The sequence below is a fragment of the Aliinostoc sp. HNIBRCY26 genome (assembly GCF_050235535.1).
In the GTDB taxonomy this organism is placed as follows: Bacteria; Cyanobacteriota; Cyanobacteriia; order Cyanobacteriales; family Nostocaceae; genus Trichormus.
Genome location: NZ_CP189852.1, coordinates 1,297,366 through 1,309,997, shown reverse-complemented (window position 1 = coordinate 1,309,997; position 12,632 = coordinate 1,297,366). Strand labels below are relative to the sequence as shown.

General features: G+C 38.3%; 8 protein-coding genes. 2 read left to right on the top strand and 6 right to left on the bottom strand.

Annotated features, from left to right (window positions below; genetic code table 11):
- Nucleotides 1-140 precede the first annotated feature (140 nt).
- A complete protein-coding gene (locus ACQFX9_RS05495; protein WP_427161065.1) occupies nucleotides 141-1,052 on the top strand; it encodes an SGNH/GDSL hydrolase family protein in 912 nt (303 codons plus the stop codon).
- Here the strand turns inward: ACQFX9_RS05495 and ACQFX9_RS05490 are convergent.
- The gene (locus ACQFX9_RS05490) at nucleotides 1,049-3,526 is read right to left on the bottom strand and encodes a beta-propeller fold lactonase family protein (protein WP_427161064.1); all 2,478 of its coding nucleotides are present in this window, start codon (nucleotides 3,524-3,526) and stop codon (nucleotides 1,049-1,051) included. The two genes, ACQFX9_RS05495 and ACQFX9_RS05490, sit on opposite strands and share 4 nt — an antisense overlap.
- A gap of 1,111 nt (nucleotides 3,527-4,637) precedes the next feature.
- Here ACQFX9_RS05490 and ACQFX9_RS05485 point away from each other — a divergent pair.
- Nucleotides 4,638-6,110 (top strand): CHAT domain-containing protein, encoded by a 1,473-nt coding sequence (locus ACQFX9_RS05485; RefSeq protein WP_427161063.1) that lies wholly within the window; start codon nucleotides 4,638-4,640, stop codon nucleotides 6,108-6,110.
- A gap of 256 nt (nucleotides 6,111-6,366) precedes the next feature.
- Here the strand turns inward: ACQFX9_RS05485 and ACQFX9_RS05480 are convergent, their stop codons facing one another.
- The 5 genes from ACQFX9_RS05480 to ACQFX9_RS05460 all read right to left on the bottom strand — a co-directional run bounded on the left by ACQFX9_RS05480 (nucleotide 6,367) and on the right by ACQFX9_RS05460 (nucleotide 12,481).
- On the bottom strand, nucleotides 6,367-7,113 hold the full coding sequence (locus tag ACQFX9_RS05480) for a DUF928 domain-containing protein (RefSeq protein ID WP_427161062.1): 747 nt from the start codon (nucleotides 7,111-7,113) through the stop codon (nucleotides 6,367-6,369).
- A 217-nt stretch (nucleotides 7,114-7,330) separates the two neighbouring features.
- Nucleotides 7,331-9,232, bottom strand: a complete 1,902-nt coding sequence (locus ACQFX9_RS05475; RefSeq protein WP_427161061.1) for a CHASE2 domain-containing protein — start codon at nucleotides 9,230-9,232, stop codon at nucleotides 7,331-7,333.
- Between the two features lie 116 nt (nucleotides 9,233-9,348).
- Nucleotides 9,349-10,032, bottom strand: coding sequence for a response regulator (locus ACQFX9_RS05470; RefSeq protein ID WP_427161060.1), 684 nt, complete (start codon nucleotides 10,030-10,032; stop codon nucleotides 9,349-9,351).
- 220 nt (nucleotides 10,033-10,252) lie between these two features.
- Nucleotides 10,253-10,900: a hypothetical protein gene (locus tag ACQFX9_RS05465; RefSeq protein WP_427161059.1), complete on the bottom strand. Its 648-nt coding sequence runs from the start codon at nucleotides 10,898-10,900 to the stop codon at nucleotides 10,253-10,255.
- A gap of 177 nt (nucleotides 10,901-11,077) precedes the next feature.
- Nucleotides 11,078-12,481, bottom strand: a complete 1,404-nt coding sequence (locus ACQFX9_RS05460; RefSeq protein WP_427161058.1) for an HlyD family secretion protein — start codon at nucleotides 12,479-12,481, stop codon at nucleotides 11,078-11,080.
- Nucleotides 12,482-12,632: the final 151 nt, after the last annotated feature.

Genomic DNA, 12,632 nt, shown 5'->3' with positions numbered 1-12,632 from the left:
CTTTAGTTGTGGGTTTAAAGCCCACTAAAAATTGCATCATTATTTCAATCCTACACTTAAAAGTGTAGGTTTCCCTGTTGCCCGTTCCCTCTGAATTTCAATTCAGTTATGAGGCTGAATCACTAGGAGGGTGTTTGCTGATGAAATTATTTTTGCTCATTTTGGGGGGGGTGGTAGTAGCTTTAGTGCTGTTGGAGATTGGGTTGCGATCGCTGTTTGGTTTTGGTAATCCCCTCACCTATATTGCTGATGACCAAATTGGCTATTTATTAGCACCCAATCAACGCACTCGTCGCTTTGGTAATCTGATTGAAATTAATGAATATTCTATGCGGAGTGGGGCGGTAGCTCAGACACCCCCAACACGGCGAGTTCTCATGTTGGGAGACTCTATAGTTAATGGTGGGTGGTGGACAGACCAAGCTAATACGATTTCTAGTTTATTGATGGCTAGCTTATCTCAGCAGCAACCAACGGAAGTATTAAATGCTTCCGCTAATTCTTGGGGGCCAAGAAATGAATTAGCTTATCTCAAGAAATATGGGACTTTCCAAGCTCAGACCTTAGTATTATTGATTAATACAGATGACTTATTTGCTACCGCACCTACATCATTACCAGTAGGACGCGATCGCAATTATCCCAATCAAAAACCAGTTTTGGGGTTAATAGAAGTATGGCAGCGTTATGTACAAAAGCCACAGCCGATTCCTGAACTAGCCGCATTACAAAAAGAAGCAGGCGATCGCGTGGGTGTTAATCTAGAGGCTATTGCCCAAATTCAAGCCTTAACCCAGCAAAATCAGAGTAAATTCCTGTTGATAATGACTCCCCTACTGCGAGAACTCGGTAAACCAGGCCCCCGTGACTACGAAATTATAGCCCGTCAACGCCTCCAGGATTTTACCCAAGCACAGCAGATTGCTTATATTGATTTCTTACCGATATTCAACGCCAATACTAATCCACAAGGCTTATATCAAGACCATATTCACTTGAACTTACAAGGTAATCAGTTAGTCACTCAAACAATTTTGGATTGGGGATTTTAGGTTAAACTGAGATTGACGCGCACAATCACATCGTTATAATCGCGATCGCCGCCATTAAATAAATCTTCAAAGCCAAAAGTATTATTACCCAATAGATGAATATGATCAGCCTGATCAGGGTTCGCCCCTAAAAAGGGAAAGTAGACTCTTGGATCATTATTCCGATTTTGATCAATCACCGCATCGGGTAAGCCGTTAACAATGATCAACGGTGCATAAATTCCCCCAGGTTCAAATATACCAGTGTAGGTGGCTGTACTTTGATTGCTAACTCTGAAATCCATCCCGCTAATCCGTCCCCTTACAGCAGCTTGTGTATAACCGCTTTGCCCCACTAAGATATCTGCTGTACCATCACCGTTAGTATCAATCCCGCCATTCTCATCAACTACCCGATAAAAACCAATCAGGTTATCAAACACGGCTTCTCTATTGAGAATAAAATCGGCTCTCACAGCTTGATTGATCCCGCGCAAATCAATCACTTCACCTTGATGTTTGGCTTGCGAATTTATACCCAGGGGTAATGCTTGTTGTCTAGTTTGAATTCTTACACCAAAGTCTGCATAGTTAATCAAAAAACCCTCATTTTCTACTTGAATATTTTCATTGTTGAGAAATATCACCGTCGATAAATTCGTGTTTCCTGATAACACCGCATTGGTTGTACTATTGGGGATCAAATAAAAGCGCAGATTCTCACCAGAATTAAATTCTAGTGTTCTTGTCAAATCCAGAGGATTAAAACCATTGGGCGAGTTAGCTAGAGAGAATAAAATTACTTGGGCTGTTGTTAAAGCTGTGCGGGTGTAGTCCGTTGTTCCTGGTGCGATACCGTTAAGATTACCTTGTGCATCATCAACCCTAAATACTCCCAATTCGTAGATGATACTAGGACTAAGTTTTGTGAGTTGGAATTCTAGCTGGGATTTGCTGCTATCAGAATTTTTTACGGTAAAAATATCATTTTGACTGTTAATAATTACTGTTCCCTGGACATTGATCGTTAACTGATTCGCGGCTAAACTATCTTCCGCTCCATCACTGACTTTAAATTGAAATTGAGCATAATTATTACCAATTGCCGTTTTATCGGTTTTAAACTTCAGCAGGTTTAATTGCTCGACTGCAATAATTTGTCCAACGTTAATCTGTTCCCCTTCTGTTAGCTGTTGATCATTATTGCTATCTAAGAAAAATTCCCCTAATTGCGGGAGGGTAATAATTGTCACTGCGTGCAAACTATCATCACTGTCTGCATCAATGAAGGGAAAGTCACTCGGCTTGAAGCTATAAAGGCTATTAGGCTGAGTGTAGATGTTGGTATCGGCGGAGGTAGGAACGACATTTTGACTAAATACTGTCACAGCAGAGTCAGCAAAGCCCGCCGTATAGATAAATTTACTATCTGGACTGGTGACGACGGAGAAAATCCCATCAAGTCCATCTACACCATTAGTTTCATCTTGTTGAAATTCTCTAAAAGTCAGTTTACCTGTGGTGATATCTCTTTGAAAGACGGCGACTCCATCGTCTTGGAAGATAGCAGCATAGAGAAATTTACCATCAGGACTGATGCTGATGGCTTTCACACCGCCAATTCCGTCGGTTTCAGCCGCAGCATCTTCTTGAAGTTCCACTAAACTCAATGTACCTGTGGTGGTATCCCGTGCAAATACGCCAATTACGCCACTTGTTCCCAACCCATAGAGGTATTGATGATCAGGGCTGAGGGCGAGAGAGTAGGGGATAAAAGGTACGTCAATACTATCTGTATAGCCTGTTTGAGCTTCTACAAAACTCAGTTCACCGTTGTCTAAATCTCGCTCAAAGACTCCCAACACGCCGGTAGTTTCATCAACGATTCCGCTTACATACAGGAATCGATTATCCGCACTGAGAATGAGGGAATAAGCACCAGCTAACCCATCTACCTGATTGGGATCATGGGGGAGAAAGTCAAAGGGTGTAAGTCCACCTGTAATGGGATCTCGCTCAAAAATTGCTATCCCATCTTGCTCAGTACCTTCAGCCGAGGCGATCGCATAGAGAAATCTTCCGTCAGCACTAATGGCGATGTCAGTTAAACCACTGAGCAAATCATCTTGTTGAGTGGCGATAAAAATCAACTCGCCTGTATTAGTATCCCTTTGAAAGTAGGCAATCGCAGATTCATTCCGTCCTGCTACATAAAGGTAATGATCATCTGGACTAATGGCGATCGCATAAGCATCAGTTAACCCATCAATATCCTGTTGTGCTGCTACAAACCTCAATTTTCCCGTGGTTTGGTCGCGTTCAAAAATAGCGATCGCAGATTCATTCAATTCTGTTGTAAATGAGTTATCTGTTGCTGCTACATAGAGAAATTTTCCGTCAGCACTAATAGTCACCAAGCTAGGAAAACTTAAGCCAAATACACCATCTAGCTGATTTTTTTCAACTTCTACGAAATTTATAATGTCGTTTTGCATATTGATTTCCGAATCTATAAATATTGATTAACTACGGCAATGTTTGCTGATTTTACTGTGAGCAAAAAATAAAATTATGTCTTTGGTCTCTGGATTGTTCCGTTATCCATTACCCAAAAGCGACGCTATTGATTGAGTGTAGCTAAATACTATAGGAATCATATTTGATTTCTGAAAAAAGCTCAGTACACCTCTTTTACTTCTTTTCCTGTTCCCTGTTCCCTATCTACGCAAATCATTTCAATAATCAAGTCGGATTCCTATATATCAGAGGTTATTTTAACAGTTAGCAGTGACTAGTGTTGTGTGGAATAACCCTTTGCTTAAGTCCTTTTTAATAGTTTCCGCCATCACAACAGATGGCAATATATGAGAATTTGCTCAATCATTTGAGAATGCAGCACTACATCCTCCAGTCAATCTTGGTGATTATATCCTCACAGGATAAGACTTCATCAAGAATAATTCATTTAATTCAACTTATTCATTTACTTCATTTAATTCGGAGCATAAAAAATGCAGCTTGTCTGGACAAATTATTTTATGATATGCTGACAAACACGCTCACATTTGAGAAGATGTTTGCTAATTATAGCTATTCGTATCAAACCCTCTCAAGCCTAACACCTCTAGCCCCATGAATTACCAATCAATGGGGTTTAGAATCCTCTAAAAACCATAATTACAATGCGGATACACCACCGCATTGTAATATTTTCTCGAAAAAGGTATTTGCAAAGTCGTTGGCTGTGTTTTTTAAGATTTGATAGAATAAAAATATACTATTAGTGCTGTTCTCCTAACCTAGTAAATGATTATTTAACGAAATTTTGGGGTTTAATTCCCCGTCATCACAAGTAATTGCTGAAAGCCTACGGCATAGCTGTGTTTATATCATCACAGGACGTTATACCAATTCTCCAAAATTAGGCAACAGATGCAAAGCTTGAAACCCAGATAGTATCTAAATTGCGTTAGCGTAGCGGGACGTTAGTCCATTGCGTTAGCGAAGCGGGGCGTTAGCCCATTGCGAATTGCGAATTGCAAATTGTCTTAATTGGTGTGTTCCTCAATATTCATCATTCATTGAATTATTAATCAAATATTGATTATGATGACAAGGCGACATCACTTATTAACATGGCTATTTATTATTAGCCTAATTTTATGTTCGGTAACAAATCATATTTTTATCACTCTACCTTCATGGTCATTAACTGAAAAAATATCTATTGCTCAGGGTAAAAGTATTTTATTTGAAATAAAAAGCAATCATGATGATTATATTAAGTCTCAACTATTATTAAATTCTCACCAGAGTAACTGTCTACCAACAAAATATCCCCCACTGGAAACTCAAGGCAATACATCACAGGCTTACCGAGCAGTAATTGCTCGAAATCTCAATTTAATAGAGGAAACAGCACCAGATATTGACCACAAACTAAATTTTATAATTAATGACCTAAGTGAATTACAAATGATGGAGATTAAAAGTTACCATAATCAAGATTGTCAATTAACATTAGTGAATAACCAAGTAAAGGATTTAAATGTATCCAGAGTAAATACAGCGATTTTCAATTCCATCATCTTAAATGAGAAAACTGCAATCATCGCTAGATTCCCTAGAGCCAATCAAAAACTGAAATTACATTGGATTAACATAGATAGCCAAACATTTCGGGAGAAAGTCAATCAATTTCGTAGAGGTTTAGAAAATTACGGTGATATTATTTATAATCCCCAACTAGCACAGCAGCTATATGATTGGATGATTCGACCCTTTGCTGATGATCTAGAAACCTTAGAAATTAACACTTTAGTTTTTATCCAAGATGGTATCCTGCGTAGCATACCGATGGCGGCGTTACATGATGGGGAAAAATTTTTAGTAGAGAAATATGCGATCGCCACTACTCCTAGTCTCAGTCTCACCAATTTACAAACATCAAAGCAAAACAAAGTCCGCGCCTTAGCTGTTGGTTTAACCCAAGCAGCAATAGTTGATGGACGCAGATATGAGGCGTTAAAAAACGTCGCTACAGAAATCCGGGAAGTGAAACGACAAATTCCCAATAGCAAGCAGTTGTTAGATCAAAATTTTACGCGCGATCGCCTCAAATCAGAACTACGTGAAACTTTTTACCCCATTATCCACATTGCTACACATGGCGAATTCGGTCAGCATCCTGATGAGACTTTTTTAGTCACAGGTGATAATCAAAAGCTGACAATTACAGAGTTAGATAATATTTTTCGTAATATTAGTTATATTCATGAGTCAGTAGATTTACTATTGTTGACTGCCTGTGAAAGTGCAATTGGTAGTGAGCGTGCAGCTTTAGGGCTTGCAGGGGTAGCAGTACAGGCTGGTGTGAAAACTGCCCTAGCTTCCTTGTGGTCAATTAACGACGATGCAACTGTCAAATTAGTTACTAGATTTTATGAGGCTTGGTGTCACTCTGGTGTAACTAAAGCTGAAGCCCTCAGAATAGCACAGCGATCGCTCATCGCCAATGGCGGACAATCATCTCACCCTGCATATTGGGCGGCGTTTGTGCTTGTAGGTAATTGGCTCTAGGAATTTTGGATTTTGCGGAAAGTTCTGTAGGCGGGTTTCCCGCCGTAGGAAACTTTTCAAGACGGATTTTGGATTTTGGATTTAACCCCAATCCATAATCTAAAATCCAAATTTAATTATCTTAATACAAATTCTCCAAAATTAAGTAACAGATGCAATGCTTGAAACCAAGATAGTATCTGAATTTCTTAATTGCTTTAGCGTAGTGAGACGGGAGCATCGTTGCGAATTGCGAATTGCGAATTGCGAATTGATATTACTCTTGATAAATCAATGCAATTTGGTGGAAATTTCTATGTTTTCCTGCTGCTTCTAATTCAGTAAGACTAGCTAACAAATTAGTGAAGACTTGAGCAACTTTATCCTGATAATTAGCAGGGAGAGCTTCTTTAATTGCATCATACCAAATACCATGTTTACCATATAGATTGGCTTTCAAATCAGGATTATTTGTCATCGCTAAATCATTGATTAAAGTTTGAGGTGCGGCTACAACTTCTACCTCAGCTCTAGCGATAGGATTATGGGAAGGACGCTCAGGATTACAAATAATTTGCAACTGCCAAAGATATCTTTTACCTACGCTTAAACCTGGCAAATCTTGCGGTAATGTTTGTTTCATTAATCCTGGTGAACTGAGGAGGATTTTTGTATAGGTATCTAGCTTTTGTGGACGGAGATTTGTATCGAATTCATAGAGGCTAAATTTGATTGGTAAAGATTGATTATTCGTGACATACCAAGCAAATGTCGGATGTGTAGAAGTAGTTAAACCTACATGAGTTTGGGGTGCTAATAACATGAGCGATCGCCCACTGCTAGACTCACATCTTCCCCTAACACCTGATGAATCTGAATAACCACTGGGAGGTTTTTGATCTTTGGGTGGCTTATACCCAGCCATTGCAGCCTGAGTTACACCTAGAATTGCACTCAAAATACAACCTGTGAAAATCCTGGTATAACCAATTGCATACCTGGATTTTTTGTTGTTAGTCATCATAGGGTATACTTCACTTTGAAAGATACTAAATAAACTACAAATTGCAGATTGTTATTTTCTGATTTTCCCATATTTAGTTTTTCAAATAAAGAGATTTGACAGGACATTAATCATTTTAAATAACTGCCAATATTCAAGCATGAAAAATCATATCAGCATTGACAAAAACATCAACATAAGTTGTAGATAAACATGAGTTATTTTCCCAATTACATCATTACCAAAACCAAAACTTCCGCATAGGCCAAGATAATTCGCAGAGAGTACCTTTAGGAGAAAGAGGAACTCGCCGAAATTTACCTCTTAATTGTCTTGCTAAATTTCTAAATTGTTGAGTACCACGACCTTCTGTTGATGAGGCGACACCCAAGCCATCATCTATAATGCTTAAGGTATACCAACCTTCTGATGAAGAACAATTTACTTCCAAGCGAGTGACACCTGTAGCGTGTTTACCAACATTACATAAAGCTTCTTCCAGAAATCGACAAAGGCTTCGTTTTTGTTCAGTAGTTAAATGTCGCTTATCTATAGGTTCAAAATTGCGAATTCTAATCCCGATGGTTGTAAAACAAGGAAATTCTCTTTCTAAAGTGTAGGTGTAAACTTGATAGAGAATTTCATGCAGTGGGTCTTGTAAATTCAGGACTAAACTGCTACCTAAATAGAGACTATTATCTTGATGGGGTGGCTCTCTTTGTAAAAATTCATAAATTCCTCTGAGTTCTAGATTCAATTTTTCTAATTCATGTTCTATTTCTGTGAGCAATTCTGGCGATGAGTTCTTTTGATCGCGGACTAGTTTTAAAACTTTTGCCAAATTTTGTAAAGGGCCATTGTGAATAGTTTCAAAGGAACGCTCAATGATGGCTTGTCTGGCTTTAATCCCTAAACGTAAAGCATGGTCATTTTGATATAAAGCTGTTAATTCTATCCCATTGAGAATTAATACTAAAAATGCTGGGACAAATGGAATCCACCAACCCCAAATCAGTGACAAGTAACTAATAGTTATGAGGCTACAGCTAGCACAAAGAACGATGAAAAAATTGCCTAAAGGTGATTTTGTCAGTCTCGCACTAGCAATTCCTAAAATTCCCCAACCTATAATCCAAAGATATTCGTAAATATCTGACCATGTATTTAAAAGTGGTCTGTTGTCTAAGACTGCGCTGATAATTTGACTCACAGCGTGTGCTTGAATTTCTACCCCATAAACTCGACCAGGCGCAGGTTTATTTGATTCAATGGCGGAAGTGGTGATAAAATCTTTGCGACTAGGGGAAGTAATCCCAATAATCACTATGCGATCGCGGATTAATTCCAGATTAAATTTATTGTTTTGAATGTCATATAAAGACACAGTTTGAAATCGATTTTTACCACTGCGGAAATTGAGTAATACTTGCACTCCACCTGCATCGGTGCGGACATAACCCCCAGCGTTGGGAGAAAATCGCGGTAGTTCAGTTTTCCCAAAGCGCAACGCATGGCGATCGCGAATTCCGTTCTCTAAAGTAATTCCGGCTTTAGCTAAATAAATTTCTGCTAAACGTAAAGACAAAGAAAATTTGTATTCTGGAGATGATGGTGATGGTGTGGATAACAAACTGCGCCTTAATTTACCATCACTATCAGGAAGTTGATCAGCAAAACCAATTTGTTCTGGTGATAATGTGGGAGGTGGAGGAACTGAATCAGGTAAGACTTTTTCAATAGCAACGAGATTTTTAGTTTCTGATAATACTTTTACTAATTCATCATAACCAGGATTGACGGGTAAATTCCTATAAATATCCAGACCAATTACGCGCGGTTGATATTTATTTAACTTTAATAGGAGTTGGGCTAAATCCTGATCTGAAATAGCAGAATTAATCGCATAATTTTGCCGAATGCGAGGATCATCTTCATTAATTTCTACTAAAATAATTCTCTCATCTATCGGTTCAGTAGGTCTCAAACGCAGGAAATGATCAAAAGCTAACCACTCTAAAGACTGCATTGCACCAGTTAGACGAGCAATAATTACTAATCCCATTAATGCCATACCTGGTAATGCACCTACACGCCAAATGGTAATTTCTTCTTTAAACCTTTTCCAAATTCCTGGCTGCATAAGTGTTGCAATATAATACTTTTTATTCCCAAAATATGGAAATTTTTGGAAATTGATTCTTTAAATATTATGACACTTACAGACTTAATTACACATTCACATCGATGATAGTTGAATTAATCAATTAATCCCTCTTCTCTAGCACGCATTTCAGTTTGAATGCGGATATTTCTTCCCTCTTCAGGATAAACATCTAAAGCGTCTTGCAATTTACTCCAGTAGTGGCGCACCATCCTTTCAGATATGCACATACGTTCAGCAATAGTTCTATCTTGCAACCCTTCTCCAAAAGCCAAAGTTAACATCCTCAACCATTCGGGTTTGACTTCCAAACCTGAATGAATACCTTTAATGTCTTTTGTGTGAGTTAATCCTTGTAAAGCCCAATCAACTCTAGTTAACATTTCTTGAGTAGATAGGCTTTTATCTGCAACAGTAAAGCCTCCTTTATGGCTATCAATATCTGGTCGAATTCTCACTAAAGTTCTGACATTAGCACTCTGTACTACGATATTGAGATGAGGATATCCTTTCATCAAAGTTCGCAGGAGTTGTACACCAGTTTCCGGTTTCGCCGTTGTGTCTGGATGTTCAGGAATTGAGAGATCCATCACTACTAAATCCGGTTTAGGGTCTAATAAGGTGAGTTGTTCGAGAGCATTTCTGGCAGTTGTAGCGGTGATCAATTCAGCTTCGGCGAAATGTTTTCGCAACACATTCAGCGTTCCTGATAACACTGATTCGTGGTCATCAATTACTAGAATTTTCAGCAAAGTTTTCTCTGTCAGAATTTCTCTCATAATCAAATTCCCACCTCTTGAATGTGCTATTATTAGTGGTTTTGCATACTTTATATCTCTAAGCTTATTATACTAAATTGTTAGGTACTACTCACAAACATAGAAAATTAAATATTGTTACTGGCAGCAAGTAGGACAGGTGATAGTAGGAAGATAGTAGCGTGAATCCAGCAAATTATAGCGTTAAAAACTGGAAAAAAATGATTCTATCCCTACATTATTACCAATAAAAGTAGTAAGCCACCATTAAATTATTTCTCCGATAAAATAATTTTCCTGCTGTCAATGCTCTAAAACTTTCACACAGATAATCTAATTCTCTCCAGTGAGTATAGGGAACTAACATAGATATGTCAGAGTAAGTCATAGTAACAATTAATTGCGCCAGATTTTGCCGTTGTTCCAAACTAATATTAATGGCTCTTGGGGTCAATAAATCCGGTAAGGTGATAGTAAATAATTCTTCTAAAGCATTTAAAACTATCAGACTATGTTCAGCCGATTCATATCGCCAAGTAAATGGCATACTGAGATGAAATTCTAGATGAGGATGGGAAACAATCCACTGTTCTAATAAGTCTTCAATAGCTAGAGGAAAATTATCTTGGAGATAGGATGGAAATAGGCGATCGCTTAACTTTGCTAGAGAGCGATGTAAATAATCAATTTGTTGTACATAGGCTTGAGTCTTTTCACTAGATAATTCTTCGTTATCTAGTGCTGATAGTTCTAAATTACGGCGGAATGTAAATAATTCTTGTAATAGTTCTTCTCTAATTTTCTCAGCCTCCATAAATAATTTTAGAGATTGTCTCAACGACCACCATTGCAATGATTGCTGAATTCTATGATAGGATTTAACAAACATAATCATGGCCGTATCAATTCAAAACTAGGAAACATTAATTATGGTGTGTTGCGGCTATATCAAGATTTGAGCGTGTGTGTAAGTAATATCTAGCCGTCATGAAAAGTATGATATCGGTGCGTTACACTTTGCTTTAACGCACCATACAAAGTTCAGATTTATTACCTAAATCATCCCTTACAAATCTGTAATTAATCTGGCTTTTCTCAAGATAAATTGCAGTGCTGTTTCCTGCTTAGAAATAATATCTGCTTGAGCCTCCATACCAGCTTGGAGATTACACTGACGACCATTGCCAAAAGTGATGCTATCTGGTTGAATAGTTACTTCAAAATAGCTAGCAGTGGGGGTACTTGAACCAGATGTAGATGTATTATCATTATTAGGTTTAATAGCATCTGGAGAAATAGCTTTCACAACTCCTTTGAGCGTGCCGTAATCGGGATAGGGACAAGCATTAATTCGCATTTGTGCTGTTTGACCAAGGGCGACATTTTTAATTTCTTGGGTGGGAATAACTGCTTTAACAATTAGAGGAGCATAATTAGGCGCGATTTCTGCTACAGCTTCACTAGCACGTAAAACTTGCCCAGGGTTGCGTAAATTCAGTTTGAGAATAATACCATCACTACTAGCTCGTAAAACAGTATCTTGCAGTTGATTAACTATCTGTAGCAACTCTTTTTGGGATTGTCCGATTTGATTTTGAATTTCTATCCGCCTTTGAATTAAAGCTTGTTTCTCCTTTTTTAAAGTTGCAATCGTAGCCTCACCTCTAGCAGTTTCTTGGGCAATACGTTCTTCAGCGATCGCAACTGTAGCATCTGTAGGATTTACACTAACTTTAGCTGATTCAACTTTAGCTTTGGCGATATCAACAGCTTTTTTTGTGGCTTCTAAAATCGCCTTACTCTGTTCAACCACCAGTTTTTTCTGTTCAAATTCACGCCCACCAATCGCCCCAATTTTTGCTAGTTGTTCATAGCGATCGCGGTCTACTTCAGCAAAACTTAAATCAGCTTGAGCTTTTTGTAAATCAGCTTGAGCTTTTTCTAAACTAGCTTGTGCTGCTAGTAGTTCACTATTAGTAGTAACTTGTTTCTCCTGATATTCTCTTTGAATACGTGTTGAATCTGCTTTAGCCGCTAAAATTGCTCGCTCGGCTATTGTATTTTCTGCCAGAATTTGACGTTCTAAGTTACTAATTTGAGCATCGATTTGAATCACTTGCAACTTACCTTGCTCAATATTATTTTGGCGTTGGCTTTTTTGAATTTGCAATTGTTCATCATCCAAATAAGCAATCACATCGCCCCGTTTTACAACCTGATTTTCCTTCACCACAATATTTTTAACTGTACCTTCAACCTTTGGCTGTACCAGTCGAATTTCTCCTGTAGGACGTACAGCCGCCGACGCTTTCACTGTGACATTATATTTTATCCATGAAGATAGAGTAATTCCAGTAGCAACACTAGCAATCAGAAAAATCCCTGCCAAAGACATCCAAGGGCTAACAGGAGGAAGATAATCTTCACTTTGAACAGGGGGTAAAACTTTTTGGTTATGAGTGTAGAGCATACTTATAATAGTTAATAGTCATTAGTCATTAGTCATTAGTCATTAGTCATTAGTTTTTTCCTCTGCTACCTTGTCTCCCTTGTCTCCCTTGTCTCCCTTGTCTCCTTTTCCCAGTCCCCAATCCCCAGTCCCCAATCCCCAGTCCCCAATC